Raw genomic sequence first — 17,543 nt, 5'->3', positions numbered from 1 at the left:
ACATGGCGCCGGGCCCCGCCTCACTCCTGCGCGGCCCACCACTCCTTGAGCGCCGCGATGGCCGCGTCCCGCTCCATCGGCCCGTTCTCCAGCCGCAGCTCCAGCAGGAACTTGTAGGCCTGGCCGATCACCGGCCCCGGGCGCACATCCAGAATCTCCATGATCTCGTTGCCGTCCAGGTCAGGCCGGATCGAGTCCAGCTCCTCCTGCTCCTGAAGCCGCGCGATGCGCTCCTCCAGGCCGTCGTACGCACGTGACAGCGCATTGGCCTTGCGCTTGTTGCGCGTCGTGCAGTCCGACCGGGTCAGCTTGTGCAGCCGGTCGAGGAGGGGGCCCGCGTCGCGTACGTAGCGACGTACGGCCGAGTCCGTCCACTCGCCTGTTCCGTAGCCGTGGAAGCGCAGATGCAGCTCCACCAGGCGGGAGACGTCCTTCACGAGCTCGTTCGAGTACTTGAGCTCCGTCATCCGCTTCTTGGTCATCTTGGCGCCCACCACCTCGTGGTGGTGGAAGGAGACCCGGCCGTCGTCCTCGAAGCGCCGCGTCCGCGGCTTCCCGATGTCGTGCAACAGCGCCGCGAGCCGCAGCGTCAGATCCGGGCCGTCCTCCTCCAGCGCCATCGCCTGTTCGAGAACGATCAGCGTGTGGTCGTAGACGTCCTTGTGACGGTGGTGCTCGTCACGCTCCAGACGCAGCGCCGGAAGCTCGGGCAGCACGCGCTCGGCGATGCCTGTGTCGACAAGTAGAGCCAGTCCCTTCGCCGGGTACGGCGAGAGGAGCAGCTTGTTGAGTTCGTCCCGGACACGCTCCGCGGAGACGATGTCGATGCGCTCGGCCATCGCCTTCATGGCGGCGACAACCTCCGGAGCCACCTCGAAGTCGAGCTGAGCGGCGAACCGCGCGGCCCGCATCATCCGCAGCGGGTCGTCGGAGAAGGAGTCCTCCGGGGTGCCGGGGGTGCGCAGGACACGCTCCGCCAGGTCCTCGAGCCCTCCGTGCGGGTCGATGAACTCCTTCTCCGGCAGAGCGACGGCCATCGCGTTGACAGTGAAGTCCCGGCGTACGAGGTCTTCCTCGATGGAGTCGCCGTACGACACCTCGGGCTTGCGCGAGGTCCTGTCGTACGCCTCGGACCGGTATGTCGTGACCTCGATCTGGAAGCTCTGATCAGCGTCTCCGACGCGAGCGGCCTTCTGGCTACCGACCGTGCCGAAGGCGATCCCGACCTCCCACACAGAGTCCGCCCACGGCCTGACGATCTTCAGTACGTCCTCGGGGCGGGCTTCGGTCGTGAAGTCCAGGTCATTGCCGAGCCGGCCAAGGAGCGCGTCCCTGACCGACCCACCGACCAGGGCAAGGGAGAACCCGGCCTCCTGGAAACGGCGTGCAAGATCGTCCGCGACAGGCGATACCCGCAGTAGTTCGCTGACCGCGCGGCGTTGCACCTGGCTCAGGGCGCTGGGATTTTCTTCATTGGCGTTCGGCACAACAGAAAAGGGTACGTGCCCCGGACGCCCCCTACCGCCCCGTTTTCGGTGGGGCCCTCGAAGCCGCGCGCCCCTCTCCGGCCAGGTCTTCCGATCATGTGGAGCAGTCCGCGGCACTTCGCCACAGCGCACCTCGTTACCATGCGTGGACGCACAACCGACGACCACTGACGACGACGAGGACGGGCAACGCGTGGCCGAGGCGGCAGACTTCCCGGGGACCAGTCCCTCACCTGCCCGCCGGTGGCTGCGGCGTACGGCAGCGTTGCTGGCGGGCGCCCCATTGCTGGCCGGCATGCTGCAGCTGTCGGCCGAGCCGACGGCGCACGCCGCGACGCCGAGCGCGCCGGCAGACGCCGCCGGGTCGAACACCGTCGATGTCTCGCTCAACAAACTCACACCCACCGCCCCGTCGGACGGAGACACGGTCACCGTCTCCGGCACCGTCACCAATGAGGGCAAGCAGGCGGTGACAGGCGCCCAGGTCGGGCTGCGCCTCGGGCCGACACTGAACGGCCGGAGCCAGATCGACTCCGCCGCCAAGCGCACCGGCTACCAGCCGGGAGCCGACGGCACGGAGGTCGGCGGCAAGTACGTCAAGAAGTTCTCCAAGCTCACCCCCGGGGTCCGCCAGGACTTCAGCATCTCCGTCCCGGTCAAGGACCTGGACCTCGGTGCCGACGGGGTCTATCAGCTCGGTGTCTCGCTCACCGGCCGGACCACCGCCCAGCCCTGGTCCCAGGTGCTCGGCTTCGAGCGGACCTTCCTGCCGTGGCAGTCTGACGCCGCAGGCACGAAGACGCGGACGACCTATCTGTGGCCGCTCATCTCCACCTCGCACCTCACGGCGGAGACCGGGTCCGACGAGCAGCAGACGCCCGTCTTCACGGACGACGACCTGGCCAAGGAGCTCGCGCCCGGCGGTCGCCTGGAGCAGATGCTGTCCCTGGGCCGCCAGCTCGACGTCACATGGGTCATCGATCCCGACCTGCTGGCCTCGGTCGACGCGATGACGCGGAACTACCGCGTACAGACCGCCGACGGCAAGGGCACCACGGCGGGCAGGAACCAGGCGGTCGCCAAGGAGTGGCTGAACAAGCTCGAGCAGACCGTGAAGGACAAGAAGGTCGTCTCGCTGCCCTTCGCCGATCCCGACCTGGCCTCGATCGCCCACAACGGCAGGACCGTCACCGGTTCCCTGGGCCGGCTCAAGGACGCCACCGATGTGGGGGCGAAGGCCGTCGAGGTCATCCTCCACGTCAAGCCGCAGTCGGACTTCGCGTGGCCCGTGGACGGCGCCCTCGATCCGTCGATCGTCGACGTCTCCACCTCGGCGGGTGCCCACTCGGTGGTCGCCCGCAGCGACAGCCTGCGTGAGGGCGACGCACTGCCGTACACGCCCAACGCCGCCCGGCCCATCGGCGGCGGTACGACGGCCGTGGTGGCCGACGCACGCCTCTCCACAGCCTTCCAGGGCGACATGACGGGAGCCGAGAGCTCCACGCTCGCCGTGCAGCAGTTCCTGGCCCAGAGCCTGATGGTCACGCTGCAGGACCCGGACAAGCAGCGCAGCATCGTCGTCGCCCCGCAGCGCATGCCGTCCGCCAGCCAGGCCCAGTCGATGGCGAAGGCGCTGACCGCCCTGTCCGACGAGCGCTGGTCGGAACCGCAGGCGCTGTCGACGGCGGCGAAGGCGAAGCCGGACCCGTCCGCCACGACCCAGGTGCCGTCGGCCAGGTCCTACCCGGCGGCACTGCGCAAGCAGGAGCTGCCGAAGTCGGCCTTCCAGTCCATTCAGAACACCCAGAATAAGCTCGACCGCTTCCAGACGATCCTCAGCGAGCCCGACCGCGTCATCACGCCCTTCGGGCGCGCCATAGACCGCGAGATGTCCACGTCCTGGCGGGGCAGGGCCGCCGAGGCGGCGACATACCGCCAGGGCGTGGAGAACTACCTGACCACGCTCACCAAACAAGTGGCGCTGATCAAGAAGTCCGACGCGAAGCTCTCGGGGCGCAGCGCGACGATCCCGGTGACGGTGCAGAACAACCTGGTCCAGGGCGTCGACCACATGGTTCTGCGCCTGACATCGGAGAACCCCACGCGTCTCAAGATCGGCGGTAAGGCCTACTCGGAACAGCCGGTCAAGATCGCGGGCGGGCACGCTCAGTCGGTGAAGTTCACCACCACCGCCAATGCCAACGGTCCGGTCCCGGTCTACGCCCAGCTCTACACCGAGGACGGCCAGCCGTACGGCAAGCCGGTCCGCTTCGACGTGAACGTCACCGAGATCACCCTCACGGTGATGCTGGTCATCGCCGGCGGTGTGCTGCTCCTCGTGCTCGCCGGATTCCGGATGTACACCCAGCGCAAGCGGGCCGCCCGGCAGCAGGCCGAGGAGGGCCCGGAGGACGGCCCCGACGGCGAGTCAGGCACGGAGCCGGGGGAGGACAACCCCGAGCAGCCGAGTGACCCGACACCGGACACCGCTCCGGAAAGCACCGACCCGTCGGACACGGGTGAGAGAGTGGACCGTTGAGCGATGTCGTGGCCGGTGGGCCCGGGGACGATGAGGTGGGGTAATCCATGAACGCGCCGTACGACGGTGACCGTGGCCAGGGCGCGGGCGGTTCCGGTCCCCCCGAGGACGGGCAGGTGCCACCCCAGCCCGCCCCGGATGTGTACCTCCAGGACGCCTACGACCAGGACCCCTACCGGGCGCAGGACCTCGCAGCCCAGGACCCGGTGACGGAGGCGCTGTACGACCGCGCCGCTCACCCCCCGCCGCCGCCCGGCTACTACCAGGACCCTCAGCCGCTCTACGCCCAGCCGCCCTCGCCTCAGCACGCCCCAGACCCCCGCGTGTGGGCACAGACCCCGGCCCCCGAGCCCGAAGGCCCGACCCGGCACCTCCCGTACGGCGACGACGCCCGTACGACGCAGTTCGTGGGCGTCGACGACCTGGTCACGCATTCCGGCGAGGAGCGCCACGAGCCGGACGCCTTCGCTCACCTCTTCCGGGACCAGCAGCCGAGCGGATACCGCGAACAGTCCGGCGAGTACCAGCAGGACGGCTACCCCCAGACCAATGGGTACCCCCAAGGCAACGGGTACCCCCAGGGCAACGGCTACCAGCAGCCGGGCGCCTACCAGCCCCCCGAGCCTCCGATGGTCCCGGCGCCTGCGGCTCCCCCGGCCCCCGCGCCGGCCCCGAAGTCGGGCGGCGGCGGACGGGCGGCGAGCCTGCTGAAGTCGAGCGCGGTGATGGCCGCGGGCACGCTGGTCTCCCGGCTCACCGGCTTCGCGCGCACCCTGGTCATGGCCGCCGCGATCGGTGTCGGCACCCTCAACGACTCCTACCAGGTCGCCAACGTCCTGCCGACGATGATCTACGTCCTCGTCGGTGGCGGCGCCCTCAACGCGGTCTTCATCCCGCAGCTCGTGCGCGCGATGAAGAACGACGAGGACGAAGGCGAGGGCTATGCGAACCGCCTTCTCACCCTCGTCATGGTCCTGCTGGCGAGCGTCACCATCATCTGTGTCGTGGCAGCGCCGCTGCTCGTGCGCATGATGTCGCCGACGATCGCCGACGACCCTGTCCGGATGGAAGTGACGGTCACCTTCGCCCGCTTCTGCATCCCGACGATGTTCTTCATGGGTGTGCACGTCGTCCTCGGCCAGGTCCTCAACGCCCGCGGCCGTTTCGGCGCGATGATGTGGACCCCGGTCCTCAACAACGTCGTGGTCATCGCCACCTTCGGCGCGTTCATCTGGGCCTTCGGCAGCTTCAACGCCACCGAGATCGACGCGAGCACCATCACACCCGAAGGCGTCCGGCTGCTGGGTATCGGAACCCTCCTCGGTCTCGCCGTGCAGGCGCTTTCGATGCTGCCGTATCTGCGTGATTCGGGATTCAAGCTCCGGCTGCGCTTCGACTGGCGTGGCCACGGGCTCGGCAAGGCGGCCCGGCTCGCCAAGTGGACCCTCTTCTTCGTCCTCGCCAACCAGCTCGGCATGATCGTCGTGACTCAGCTGGCCACCAGCGCGGGCGCGACCGCCGAGGATCTGGGTCACCCCGGCACCGGCATCACCGCCTACAATTACGCGCTGCTGCTGTGGCAGATGCCGCAGGCCATCATCACGGTCTCGGTGATGACGGCGGTGCTGCCCCGCATCTCTCGCTCCGCCAACGACGGCGACCCCGCAGCGGTCCGTGACGACATCTCCTACGGTCTGCGCACCTCGGCCGTCGCGATCGTGCCGTGTGCCTTCGCCTTCATCGCCCTGGGCGTGCCCATGGCCACGCTCCTCTACGCCAGCGCCGGCTCGGGCGCGCTGAACATCGGCTACACGCTGATGGCCTTCGGCCTCGGCCTGATCCCCTACTCGGTCCAGTACGTCGTCCTGAGGGGCTTCTACGCCTACGAGGACACGCGCACGCCGTTCTACAACACGGTCATCGTCGCGGCCGTCAACGCAGCCGCCTCTGCGGCCTGCTTCTTCGTCCTGCCCGCCCGCTGGGCCGTCGTCGGCATGGCCGCGTCGTACGGCCTCGCCTACACCGTCGGTGTCGGCATCGCCTGGCGTCGGCTGCGCAAGCGGCTGGGGGGCGACCTGGACGGTGCTCAGGTGGCGCGTACGTACACGAGGCTCATCGGGGCGTCGATTCCGGCGGCCCTCCTCGCCGGAGCCGCCGCATACGGGATTCTCAAGGCGCTGGGGGACGGTGCCGGTGGTTCGCTGATCGCGTTGGTTGTCGGTGGGATCATCCTCGGGGGCGTCTTCTTCGTGGCCGCCCGAAAGATGCGGATTGCGGAGCTCAACTCCATGGTCGGGATGGTCCGCGGCCGTCTCGGACGGTGAGATCCGGGGGTTCGCACAACCATCACCGGCCACCGCGTGTCGTGCATAGCGCCGGACTGTGGGCACAATTGGCTTTGGCGTCTGACGAAGCGCGATGGATGGGGAGGCAGGAACGACGGTGGCGGAACGGAGCACGGCTGCCGTCGACGTGGCAGACAACAGCGGCGACGAGCCGCTGACCGCGAAGGCGGACGAGGCCACGGCCGACGGGGTGGCCCAGACCCGGGAGCGGGAAACGGCAGAAGAAGGCACAGCGGAGACCGGTGAGTCCACCGGCCCGGGGGCGGCATCACCCCCCGAGCTGCACAGCGGTCACAAGCTCGCCAGACGCTACCGACTCGAAGAGTGCGTCACCCGTCTGGACGGTTTCAGCAGCTGGCGTGCGGTGGACGAGAAGCTCCGCCGGGCCGTCGGCGTGCATCTCCTGCCCGCCGATCACCCGCGGGCACGATCGGTACTGGCAGCGGCCCGCTCGTCGGCGCTGCTCGGCGACCCCCGCTTCGTCCACGTCCTGGACGCGGTCGAGGAGAACGACCTCGTCTATGTGGTGCATGAGTGGTTGCCCGACGCCACGGAACTGACCGCGCTGCTCGCCGCCGGTCCCCTCGAGGCGCACGACGCGTACCAACTCGTCAGCCAGGTCGCCCAGGCCATGGCGGCCGCCCACCGTGAGGGCCTCGCCCACCTGCGGCTGACCCCGAGCGCGGTGCTGCGGACGTCCTCCGGTCAGTACCGCATCCGCGGCCTCGCCGTGAACGCGGCACTGCGCGGCATCAGCTCCGACACCCCGCAGCGCACGGACACCGAGGCGGTCGGCGCGCTTCTGTACGCCTCGCTGACTCAGCGTTGGCCCTACGAGGACGACGCGTACGGCCTCTCCGGACTGCCCAAGGGCGTTGGCCTGATCGCCCCAGACCAAGTGCGCGCAGGCGTGCACAGGGGCCTGTCCGAGCTCGCCATGCGCGCGCTCGTGAACGAGGGGGCGACGGCCTCCCGCCAGGAGCCGCCGTGCACGACTCCGGAAGAGCTGGTGAAGGCGATCGGTGAGATGCCGCGCATCCGCCCGCCGGAGCCCGCATTCACCGCACCGCCCGAGTACCAGCGCACGACCTACCAGCAGGGCACCTACGGCCGTACCGCGCCCCGACCTGGTGGCGCCACCCAGCCGATCGCGTCCCCGCCGCCCCCGCTGCAGAGCCGTACCGGAAAGGCGCTCAAGTGGGCCGTGTCGGCGCTGCTCATCGCCGCCCTGGGCCTCGGCAGCTGGCAGCTCGCTGACGCGCTGATGGACCGGAAGAACTCCGACGACCCGGGCAACGCGGACACCTCCGACGAGGGCGACAAGAACAAGCCGAAGCCAACGCATCCGATCAAGGTCGCGGGCGCCGAAGAGTACGTCCTCGACGACCGCCCCCAGGACGTTCAGGGCGTCCCCAACACGTACGACGGCGACGACTCGACGTTCTGGCGGTCGAAGAGCTACATAGAGGGCCCTGCGCTGGCCCCGTACAAGCCCGGCGTCGGCATCGTCTACGACCTCGGCACGGAGCAGGACGTGTCGACCGCGTCGCTCGGTCTCCGCTACCCCGGCGACCACACGACGGTCGAGCTGTATGCCGCGAACTCGATGTCCTCGTCGACGCCTCCGAGCGCGATGAAGAAGATCGGCACCGTCACGACCACGGGTCAGAGCGCGAAGATCAAGGCGAAGAAGCCCGTCGCGACGCGGTACGTACTGGTCTGGCTCACCGATGTACCGCAGTCACCGCGTGATGAGTACAGCAGTGCCGGGTACAAGCAGGCCATCACGGATGTGAAGTTCACAGGCTGAGGCCGAGGCTCGCCGGGGGGAGGGGGTTCGACGGTGGATGACACCACACACAGCGAGATGAGCGATCAGGACCTCCTGGCCCGCCACGTGTCGGGGGACAAGGACGCCTTCAGCGAGCTCGTCCGACGCCATCGCGATCGACTGTGGGCCGTAGCCCTGCGCACGCTGGGCGACCGTGAGGAAGCCGCAGACGCCGTCCAGGACGCTCTGGTCTCCGCCTATCGCGCCGCACACACCTTCCGCGGGCAGTCGGCCGTCACGACGTGGCTGCACCGGATCACCGTGAACGCCTGCCTCGACCGGGCTCGCAAGGCGGCCTCACGGAAGACGTCGCCCATCGACGACACCGAACGTCTCGAGCAGCTCCTCGAACCGCATGAGTCAGCGGCGGCCCCCGTCGAGCGGGGCGATCTGCAGCGCGAGGTAGTCGAGGCGCTGGGCACCCTGCCCCACGACCAGCGCGCCGCCCTCGTCCTGGTGGACATGCAGGGCTATCCGGTGGCCGAGGCTGCCCGCGTGCTCGAAGTACCCACCGGCACCGTGAAGAGCCGCTGCGCGCGCGGCAGAGCCAGACTGCTGCCGCTGCTCACCCACCTTCGCCCGGAGCGCCGTACGAAGCGCGGAGACGGCGACGACGACACGGAAGGCAAGAAGTCGGGCCCGGGAAGGAACCGGACGCAGGGGACATCCGTCCCACCTGCAGCGGGACCACGGGATGCGGGACCAAGCGATTCAGCTGCTGTGAAGGGCGGAGGTGGGCGAGCGTGACAACCACGACCGATTCGGCCGGGCACCCGGAAGTCACCGAGCTCTCCGACCTCACGGAGGGGCTGCTCACCCCAACCCGAACCGTCGATGTGCGTCGGCACCTGGATGACTGCGCGCTCTGTGCAGATGTCTACGACTCCCTGGAGGAGATCCGCGGCATGCTCGGCACTCTGCCGGGGCCGCCACGGATGCCGACCGATGTCGCCGGGCGTATCGACGCCGCTCTGGCTGCTGAAGCGTTGTTGGACTCCATCGCACCCGGGTCCGTAGAGAGCTCACCTCACCCGAAGGCCGCCGGACGTGTTTCACGTGAAACAACGCCCGCCTCGGGGGGACGGGCTGAGCCCGCCGACAGGCCCGCAGGGCATGCCCGCGCCTCCACGGGGCCTGGACGCGGCAGCCGGTTCCGGAGTGGCCGTCGGCGCAACGTGGTGCTGGGTGCCGTCTTCACTGCGGCCGCGATCGGTCTCGGTTCCTTGTTGATCCAGAACGTGGGCGGCGAATCGGACGGTACGAGCGGCACCGCTTCGGGTCACACCGAATCCGCGCACGCCTTCTCCGAAGACACGCTCAAGGGCCAGGTGACGGAGCTGCTCGCCAAGGCGCCCACCAAGAAGCCCGATTCCACCGGCAGCGACGAGCCGTCCTTCGGCGTGCGATCCAGCCCGGAGTCACCGAAGAACCAGAAGATGCGCGAGGACGCGGTCACCGTCCCGGAGTGCATCCAGCTCGGCATCGGCGACAGGACACCGCTCGCCGCCGAAGAGGGCACGTATAAGGGGAAGGACGCCTACCTCGTCGTGGCGTCCCACGACTCCGACACCTCGAAGGTCTCCGCGTACGTCATCGACGCGACGTGCGTGGACAAGGCGTCGTCGGCCACCGCTGCGGGCAAGGTCCTGCTGACCGACTCCTACGCGCGGCCCTGACCCTCACCGCTGCGACAGGATACTCGGCTCAGCGTGGCATCCTGACGTCCCTGGCATGCTTCCGTGCGCTCTGACACGTCGGGAATGCATGCCCCGTAGGATCCGTTGGGTGGGGTGAGAGACCTGAGACAGGCACCCGCCAGCAGTACGCAGCAGTCTCCAGAGACGAGGAATCAAGCCGTGACCGACGTCCGTAACGTGATCATCATCGGCTCCGGGCCCGCCGGCTACACGGCGGCGCTCTACACCGCGCGAGCGTCGCTGAAGCCCCTGGTGTTCGAGGGCGCCGTCACCGCAGGTGGTGCGCTGATGAACACCACCGAGGTGGAGAACTTCCCCGGCTTCCAGGACGGCGTCATGGGCCCCGAGCTCATGGACAACATGCGGGCCCAGGCCGAGCGCTTCGGCGCCGAACTGGTGCCGGACGATGTGGTCTCCGTCGACCTCAACGGCGAGATCAAGACCGTGACGGACACGGCGGGCACCGTGCACCGCGCGAAGACCGTCATCGTGACGACGGGCTCGCAGCACCGCAAGCTCGGCCTGCCGAACGAGGACGCGCTCTCCGGCCGCGGTGTCTCCTGGTGCGCGACGTGCGACGGCTTCTTCTTCAAGGACCAGGACATCGCCGTGATCGGCGGCGGTGACACCGCGATGGAGGAGGCCACCTTCCTCTCCCGCTTCGCCAAGTCCGTGACGATCGTGCACCGCCGCGACAGCCTGCGTGCGTCGAAGGCCATGCAGGAGCGTGCCTTCGCCGACCCGAAGATCAGCTTCGTCTGGGACAGCGAGGTCGCCGAGATCAAGGGCGAGCAGAAGCTCTCCGGCCTGACGCTGCGCAACCTGAAGACGGGCGAGACCTCCGAGCTGCCCGTGACAGGCCTGTTCATCGCGATCGGCCACGACCCGCGCACAGAGCTCTTCAAGGGCCAGCTCACCCTGGACGACGAGGGCTACCTGAAGGTGGACGCGCCGTCGACCCGGACGAACGTGCCCGGCGTGTTCGCGGCCGGTGACGTCGTCGACCACACGTACCGCCAGGCGATCACGGCGGCCGGCACCGGCTGCTCCGCCGCCCTCGACTCCGAGCGGTTCCTCGCTGCCCTCGTGGACAACGCGACTGCCGCCGCCACCGTCTGACATTCCATCCTCCCCACCGCACCACCGAGTTAAGGAGCCCGCCGTGGCCGGCACTCTGAAGAACGTGACTGACGCCTCCTTCGAGGAAGACGTCCTGAAGAACGACAAGCCCGTCCTGGTGGACTTCTGGGCCGCTTGGTGCGGACCGTGCCGCCAGATCGCGCCGTCCCTCGAGGCGATCGCGGCCGAGCACGGCGACAAGATCGAGATCGTCAAGCTCAACATCGACGAGAACCCGGGCATCGCGGCCAGGTACGGCGTCATGTCCATCCCGACCCTGAACGTGTACCAGGGTGGCGAGGTGGCCAAGACGATCGTCGGCGCCAAGCCGAAGGCCGCCCTGGAGCGCGACCTCGCGGACTTCATCGCCGAGTAACGAGCGACGCCGCAACAGGCGACGCGTTGTTTCACGTGAAACACGAATGGGCCGGCCCTCCGGGGCCGGCCCATTCGCATGCCTAGAACGTCGGCCAGGGCGGGTCAGAGAGGCCGGAGCACGGGTTCCTTCTGGACCGCTCCGAGCAGTCGGTCGAGCGCCAACTCGACGTCCTCCTTCCAGGAGAGCGTCGTACGCAGCTCAAGCCTCAGCCGTGGATACGAGGGGTGCGGACGGACCGTCTTGAAGCCCACCGCCAGCAGATGATCGGCGGGCAGTACACAGGCGGGCTTCTCCCATCGGGCATCCCCGAAGGCTTCGATCGCCTTGAACCCGCGGCGCAGCAGATCCTTCGCGACTGTCTGGACGATGACACGGCCAAGCCCTTGACCCTGATAACCCGGCATGATCCAGGCAGTCATCAACTGGACGGCGTCGGGGGACACCGGGCTCGTCGGAAAGGCGGTGGCCCGAGGCACATAGGCCGGCGGGGCGTACAGCACGAAGCCCACCGGCACGTCATCGACGTAGACGACCCGACCGCAGGAGCCCCACTCCAACAGGACGGCGGAGATCCACGCCTCCTTCTCGAGATCGGGCGTACCGGCCTTTACCGCGGCCTGGCCGCTGACCGGGTCCAGCTCCCAGAAGACACACGTCCGGCAGCGCTGGGGAAGGTCCGAAAGGTTGTCCAGCGTGAGCGGTACGAGCCGACGCCCCATGAAGGCTGTTCCTCACTTCCTTCGCCCGCCGCATCACGGGCGGCAGTCAGAGCGCTCCGTTCCTTCAGCAAGCTGCCGACGAATCCGCCGACGGCTCCCAGCCCAAGGCCCGCAGTCATCAGTCCAGTGCGGCTCACCGATCGCATGGGCCCTCCCCTCCCCAATGAGGCGCCGTCAGCTGGATGTGCCATACCCAATCGCATCGTATCCACGATGCGATTGCACCGATACCGTAAGAAAGCAAAGAGCGGGCCGTGTTCCGGTACACACCGGACACGGCCCGCTCTCGGCGGACTGGCTGTGGAGGCTCAGGCCACTTCGCCCTCGGACCTGTCGTCCTCTGCGGAGTCCGTCGAGGAGTCCTCGGCGAGGCCGTTCTTCAGGACCGGCCCCTCACCCGGAGCGAGCGTCGCGAGGATGCGCTCCAGGTCCTCCAGCGAGGCGAAGTCGACGACGATCTTGCCCTTCTTCTGCCCCAGGTCCACGCGCACCCGGGTCTCGAACCGGTCGGAGAGACGAGTGGCAAGGCTGGTCAGTGACGGCGACACCCGAGCGCCCGCCCGCGGCCCCTTGGCCCGCGGAGCACTCTGCGGCCGCGAACCCATCAGGGTCACGATCTCCTCGACGGCCCGCACCGAGAGCCCCTCGGCCACGATCCTGTGCGCGAGGCGATCCTGCTCCTCCGAGTCCTCCACGGACAGCAGTGCGCGAGCATGGCCCGCGGAGAGCACACCGGCAGCGACCCTGCGCTGAACCGCCGGCGACAGCTTCAGCAGCCGCAGCGTGTTCGAGACCTGCGGGCGGGACCGGCCGATCCGGTCCGCCAGCTGGTCGTGCGTGCAGTTGAAGTCCTTGAGCAACTGGTCGTAGGCGGCCGCCTCTTCCAGTGGGTTCAGCTGCGCACGGTGCAGGTTCTCCAGGAGCGCGTCCAGGAGGAGCTTCTCGTCGTCCGTCGCGCGGACGATCGACGGAATGCGCTCGAGTCCTGCCTCACGGCAAGCCCGCCAGCGCCGCTCACCCATGATGAGCTCGTAGCGCGAGGCCCCTACCTGCCGTACGACGACAGGCTGGAGAAGCCCGACCTCCTTGATGGAGGTCACCAGCTCGGCGAGGGCGTCCTCGTCGAAGACCTCACGCGGCTGCCTCGGGTTGGGCGTGATGAAGTCGAGAGGCAGCTCGGCGAAATGCGCACCGACCGGGTTCTCCTCGCCCTCCACCGCTCCATTCAGCGGCTCCGTTTCATGTGAAACAGGGCTCTGCGGGAGCGCCGCCACCTTCGCGGCCGCCACTCCCCGCTCGGCTGTGAGTACCGGTCCAGCGCTGGGTGAAGCCGTAGCTCCCCCCATGGCCTGGGCGGCCGACTTCTCCGTCGGGGCCGCAGGGATCAGGGCGCCGAGGCCACGACCCAGCCCTCTCCGTCGCTCGCTCACTGCATCCCCTCCGTCGTGCTGTGCTGATCATTCTGGGCGCCCACGTGGGCGTGCTGTACGTCGTAGCGAATGCCGACGCCGCGGAGTGCGATCTCCCGCGCCGCCTCGAAGTACGAGAGGGCACCACTCGACCCCGGATCGTAGGTCAGTACGGTCTGCCCGTAACTCGGCGCCTCCGAAATGCGGACCGAGCGCGGAATGCTCGTCCGCAGGACCTCTTCGCCGAAGTGGCTGCGTACCTCGTCCGCCACCTGTGAGGCGAGCCGGGTCCGGCCGTCGTACATGGTGAGCAGGATGGTCGAGACATGCAGATGAGGGTTGAGGTGCCCCCGCACCAGGTCGACGTTGCGCAGGAGCTGACCAAGGCCCTCCAGTGCGTAGTACTCGCACTGGATGGGGATCAGTACCTCCGCGCCGGCAACCAGGGCGTTGACCGTCAGCAGGCCGAGCGACGGCGGGCAGTCGATGAGGATGTAGTCCAGCGGCTGCTCGTACGCCTGGATAGCCCGCTGCAGACGGCTCTCCCGTGCCACCAGCGACACCAGCTCGATCTCCGCACCGGCGAGATCGATGGTGGCCGGGGCGCAGAAGAGTCCCTCGACATCGGGGACCGGCTGTACGACTTCGGAGAGCGGCTTGCTCTCGACCAACACGTCGTAGATGGACGGGACTTCGGCGTGGTGGTCGATACCCAGAGCCGTGGAGGCGTTGCCCTGCGGGTCGAGGTCGACGACCAGGACGCGCGCGCCGTGCAGAGCGAGCGAAGCGGCAAGGTTGACGGTTGTCGTCGTCTTGCCCACTCCGCCCTTCTGGTTGGCGACCACCATGACTCGGGTCTGCTCGGGTCGTGGCAGGCCCTCGCCTGCACGGCCCAGGGCTTCTACCGCCAGTTGGGCAGCACGACCGATTGGGGTGTCGTCCATCGGGGGCGGTGTTTCACGTGAAACATCCTCCCCCGCCGACTCGGTACGGGGACCGGGGACCGGATCGGTCATCGGTCCCGCGATGTTGGCGTCGGACCGCAAGGATTCACTCTCCTCGACTTCAGGCTCGCAATGAACAGAGCCTCCCATGCTTTGAGGGTCGTGAACCAGCGAGGCCCGGTCTTCTGTGGACGAATCCACCTCTGTGGACAACTCCGTTCCCTTATCGAGGGAACCGAGTGGCCGACGCTCGCGAGGTTCCGCAGCGCGGCCGCGACTGATGATGCCATGCAGCAGTGAGCGACGTTTCACGTGAAACACGATGCACGGCAGCCGGGGTGCCGCTTGCGCGACACCCCGGTATGCGTACGTTTGGCAGCTTTTGTGGAGTACGGCTCGTCGTCAGGACGGATCAACGACGACGCCGAGTCCGTCCCGTACGTGCGGCCTTCGCGCGCTTCGCCGCGAAGCGCACACCGCCGGGGCTCTCCCCGACCTCGACCCGCACGACCGTGGACAGCGGGTCCACCACGCCCTCACCGACATGCAGCACCGAGGTGGTCACCGCGCCGAGCTTGCTCAGCGCGGACCCCGCGGCCTTGACCTCTTCCTCTGCCGTGTCGCCCTTGAGCAACAGCATCTCCCCGTAGGGACGCAGGAGCGGCACGCCCCAGGCCGCGAGGCGGTCCAGCGGCGCCACCGCTCGCGCAGTCACCACGTGGACGGGAGGCAGCTTCCCAAGGACCTCCTCGGCGCGCCCCCGCACGACGGTCACATGGTCGAGACCGAGCAGCTCGACCACCTCGGTGAGGAAGGTGGTCCGCCGCAGCAGCGGCTCAAGCAGCGTGATCTTCAGGTCCGGGCGGACGAGAGCCAGCGGAATCCCCGGCAGTCCCGCTCCCGAGCCGACATCGCACACCATCACGTTCTCGGGCACGACCTCGGAGAGGACCGCGCAGTTCAGCAGATGCCGCTCCCACAGCCGAGGCACTTCGCGAGGGCCGATCAGGCCCCGCTGCACTCCCGCATCGGCCAGCAACTCCGCGTACCGGACCGCGTCCGAGAAGCGCTCACCGAATACCGCCCGGGCCTGCTCGGGCGCCGAGGGGAGCTCCGCTGCCTCCGTCACGGGGACCGTCCTTCCGTACCGCACTGGGGTGGCTGACTATCAGGCTGACAAAGACCGGCCCCGCCTGCGAACAGACGGGGCCGGGGAAACAACGTGCGATCAGGCGGGAAGCACGACGACGAAGCGCTGCGGCTCCTCGCCCTCGGACTCGCTGCGCAGACCGGCGGCCTTGACCGCATCATGCACGACCTTGCGCTCGAAGGGCGTCATCGGCTTGAGGTTGACCGGCTCACCGGAGCTCTTCACCTCGGCCGCGGCCTTGGCGCCCAGCTCGGAGAGCTCCTCGCGCTTCTTGGCGCGGTAGCCCGCGATGTCCAGCATCAGGCGGCTGCGGTCACCGGTCTCGCGGTGCACCGCGAGACGCGTGAGCTCCTGAAGCGCCTCCAGGACCTCACCGTCACGGCCGACGAGCTTCTGCAGATCGCGACTGTTGGAGTCACTGATGATCGAGACAGCAGCGCGGTCGGCCTCGACGTCCATGTCGATGTCGCCGTCGAGATCGGCGATGTCCAGCAGACCCTCGAGGTAGTCCGCCGCGATCTCACCCTCCTGCTCAAGACGGGTGAGAGTGTCGCCGGCCTCGACCTCGGCCTCGACGACCTCGGCGGGGGCGGTGGTGCCTTCCGTCACGGGATGGACTCCTTCTACTTCTTGGACGGGTGCTTGGGGCGCTGCTGGCCCTTGCGCTGCCCGGACTTGGCTTGGCTGCGTGCGTTCCCTGACCCGGTCTTGCCGCCCGCGGCCTTGCCCTTGGGAGCGGCGTCCTCAGGCTCGTCCGGAGTCTTCTCCAGCGACGTCTTCGCATCCGAAGGCGTCTCCGCGTCGCTCTCCGCCTTGCCGTGTGCGGCGGCGGTCTGGCGCTGCGACTTGCTCTGACGCTTGGGCTGCTGCCTCTTCGGGGCAGCGCCGCCCGCGGCAGTGGCGCCACCCTCGGTCTCCGTGGCGACAGCGGAGTCGCTCTGCGCGACGGTGCCGTCGGCCTGGGCCACCAGGCCTTCCTTGCTCAGACCGTTGATGAACTTGCGCTCGAACTCGTTGCGGTCGCGGCCCTTGGCGACGATCGCCTTGATGACGTTCGTGTTGCCACGTCCCCGCACCTTCTTGGAGTGCGTGAGCTGCTTCTGCAGGCGCTCCAGGAACGCGGCCTGAGCCTTGGAGCCGGGGGTCGGATTCCGGCGGATCACGAACATCTGCTGGCCCATGGTCCACACGTTGGTGGTCAGCCAGTAGACGAGGACGCCGACGGGGAAGTTGATGCCGAACACGGCGAACATGATCGGGAAGACGTACATCAGCATCTTCTGCTGCTGCATGAACGGCGTCTTGACCGTCGTGTCCACGTTCTTCGTCATCAGCTGGCGCTGCGTGTAGAACTGCGAGAACGACATCAGGACGATCATGATCGCGGTCACGACGCGGACGTCGGTCAGCGAGGCGTGGAGCGCCGCGACCTTTTCCTCGCTGTCCATGAACTTCGCGGCCAGCGGGGCGCCGAAGATGTGCGCCTTCTGCGCGCTCTCCAGGAGCGGCTTGTCGATGACGCCGATGGTGTCGTTCGACGCGATGCCGGAGAGCACGTGGTACAGGGCGAAGAAGAACGGCGACTGCGCCAGGATGGGAAGGCACGAGGAGAGCGGGTTGGTACCCGACTCCTTGTACAGCTTCATCATCTCTTCGGACTGGCGCTGCTTGTCGCTCTTGTGGCGCTCCTGGATCTTCTTCATCTCGGGCTGCAGCGTCTGCATCGCCCGGGTCGCCTTGATCTGCTTCACGAAGAGCGGGATCAGGCAGATACGGATCAGGACAACCAGGGACACGATGGACAAGCCCCAGGCCCAGCCCGTGTCAGGACCGAAAATGGCCCCGTACAGCGAGTGGAACTGGACGATGACCCAGGAAACGGGTGTCGTGATGAAGCTGAACAGACTGGCAATCGTGTCCACTA

The 17,543-nt window shown here is 68.2% G+C and carries 14 protein-coding genes; 7 read left to right on the top strand and 7 right to left on the bottom strand.

The features are described from left to right. Positions 1-20 precede the first annotated feature (20 nt). Positions 21-1,487: a CCA tRNA nucleotidyltransferase gene (locus ACIBCK_RS31055; RefSeq protein ID WP_399395631.1), complete on the bottom strand. Its 1,467-nt coding sequence runs from the start codon at positions 1,485-1,487 to the stop codon at positions 21-23. Between the two features lie 193 nt (positions 1,488-1,680). Between ACIBCK_RS31055 and ACIBCK_RS31050 the strand changes: the two genes are divergently transcribed. The 7 genes from ACIBCK_RS31050 to trxA all read left to right on the top strand — a co-directional run bounded on the left by ACIBCK_RS31050 (position 1,681) and on the right by trxA (position 11,394). Beyond that, a complete protein-coding gene (locus ACIBCK_RS31050; protein ID WP_399395954.1) occupies positions 1,681-4,026 on the top strand; it encodes a DUF6049 family protein in 2,346 nt (781 codons plus the stop codon). A gap of 47 nt (positions 4,027-4,073) precedes the next feature. Next, the gene (gene murJ, locus ACIBCK_RS31045; RefSeq protein WP_399395629.1) at positions 4,074-6,350 is read left to right on the top strand and encodes a murein biosynthesis integral membrane protein MurJ; all 2,277 of its coding nucleotides are present in this window, start codon (positions 4,074-4,076) and stop codon (positions 6,348-6,350) included. 118 nt (positions 6,351-6,468) lie between these two features. Continuing rightward, positions 6,469-8,181, top strand: coding sequence for a protein kinase family protein (locus ACIBCK_RS31040; protein ID WP_399395628.1), 1,713 nt, complete (start codon positions 6,469-6,471; stop codon positions 8,179-8,181). A gap of 57 nt (positions 8,182-8,238) precedes the next feature. Then, positions 8,239-8,949 (top strand): RNA polymerase sigma factor SigM, encoded by a 711-nt coding sequence (gene sigM / locus ACIBCK_RS31035; RefSeq protein ID WP_399395952.1) that lies wholly within the window; start codon positions 8,239-8,241, stop codon positions 8,947-8,949. Continuing rightward, the gene (locus ACIBCK_RS31030) at positions 8,946-9,878 is read left to right on the top strand and encodes an anti-sigma factor family protein (protein ID WP_399395626.1); all 933 of its coding nucleotides are present in this window, start codon (positions 8,946-8,948) and stop codon (positions 9,876-9,878) included. Before sigM ends, ACIBCK_RS31030 begins: the two co-directional genes overlap by 4 nt. 180 nt (positions 9,879-10,058) lie before the next feature. After that, the gene (gene trxB / locus ACIBCK_RS31025; protein WP_399395624.1) at positions 10,059-11,018 is read left to right on the top strand and encodes a thioredoxin-disulfide reductase; all 960 of its coding nucleotides are present in this window, start codon (positions 10,059-10,061) and stop codon (positions 11,016-11,018) included. Between the two features lie 43 nt (positions 11,019-11,061). Beyond that, positions 11,062-11,394: a thioredoxin gene (trxA, locus tag ACIBCK_RS31020; protein WP_363210328.1), complete on the top strand. Its 333-nt coding sequence runs from the start codon at positions 11,062-11,064 to the stop codon at positions 11,392-11,394. A gap of 104 nt (positions 11,395-11,498) precedes the next feature. On the opposite strand, the gene ACIBCK_RS31015 is transcribed toward trxA, so the two are convergent. The 6 genes from ACIBCK_RS31015 to yidC all read right to left on the bottom strand — a co-directional run bounded on the left by ACIBCK_RS31015 (position 11,499) and on the right by yidC (position 17,541). Continuing rightward, complete coding sequence (locus ACIBCK_RS31015; RefSeq protein ID WP_399395622.1) at positions 11,499-12,116, bottom strand: GNAT family N-acetyltransferase; 618 nt, start codon at positions 12,114-12,116, stop codon at positions 11,499-11,501. A gap of 308 nt (positions 12,117-12,424) precedes the next feature. Beyond that, positions 12,425-13,546, bottom strand: coding sequence for a ParB/RepB/Spo0J family partition protein (locus tag ACIBCK_RS31010; protein ID WP_399395619.1), 1,122 nt, complete (start codon positions 13,544-13,546; stop codon positions 12,425-12,427). Further along, positions 13,543-14,619 carry a ParA family protein gene (locus ACIBCK_RS31005; protein ID WP_399395617.1) on the bottom strand — a complete coding sequence of 359 codons (1,077 nt, stop codon included), beginning with the start codon at positions 14,617-14,619 and terminating at the stop codon, positions 13,543-13,545. Before ACIBCK_RS31005 ends, ACIBCK_RS31010 begins: the two co-directional genes overlap by 4 nt. Positions 14,620-14,881: 262 nt before the next feature. Continuing rightward, entirely contained in the window at positions 14,882-15,598 is a 717-nt protein-coding gene (rsmG, locus tag ACIBCK_RS31000; RefSeq protein ID WP_367043709.1) for a 16S rRNA (guanine(527)-N(7))-methyltransferase RsmG, read from the bottom strand. Positions 15,599-15,697: 99 nt separating this feature from the next. After that, the gene (locus tag ACIBCK_RS30995; protein ID WP_399395615.1) at positions 15,698-16,228 is read right to left on the bottom strand and encodes a protein jag; all 531 of its coding nucleotides are present in this window, start codon (positions 16,226-16,228) and stop codon (positions 15,698-15,700) included. Positions 16,229-16,242: 14 nt separating this feature from the next. Next, positions 16,243-17,541: a membrane protein insertase YidC gene (gene yidC, locus ACIBCK_RS30990; protein WP_399395613.1), complete on the bottom strand. Its 1,299-nt coding sequence runs from the start codon at positions 17,539-17,541 to the stop codon at positions 16,243-16,245. Positions 17,542-17,543: the final 2 nt, after the last annotated feature.

The organism is Streptomyces sp. NPDC051218 (genome assembly GCF_044455475.1).
Classification (GTDB): Bacteria; Actinomycetota; Actinomycetes; order Streptomycetales; family Streptomycetaceae; genus Streptomyces.
Note: the sequence above shows the minus strand (reverse complement) of the source record. Positions and strands in the feature narration are given on the sequence as shown.